General features: G+C 42.9%; 1 pseudogene. It reads left to right on the forward strand.

Annotated elements, in window-relative coordinates:
• Positions 1-189, forward strand: a pseudogene (locus HMPREF2794_RS25545) (hypothetical protein); the annotation flags it as partial.
• Positions 190-315 lie beyond the last annotated feature (126 nt).

The raw sequence follows: 315 nt of genomic DNA on the forward strand, positions 1-315 counted from the left end.
GCCTATGACGTGAAACGTGACAGCTTTAAAAGAATCTACGTGGAACATTTCAAGGCAACATTTATCGGACGTGGCAAAGGAGGTTCACGCGGATATTACATAGTATGGGCGGAAGGGTATCAAAAACATTGGATTGAAAATATAAAAAGCGATAATGATGGAACAGAAGACGAAGAAACCTATCAGTAAGAGCCTTATCAAACGCCTGCATATCATATACAGCGCACAAGGCATTGATGACGAACAAAAGCGGGCTATCCTGCTAGACCTAACGGACGGACGGACAAATACCACAAAAGAGTTGACATACAGCGA

This window comes from Bacteroides sp. HMSC067B03 (assembly GCF_001811315.1).
In the GTDB taxonomy this organism is placed as follows: domain Bacteria; phylum Bacteroidota; class Bacteroidia; order Bacteroidales; family Bacteroidaceae; genus Bacteroides; species Bacteroides faecis.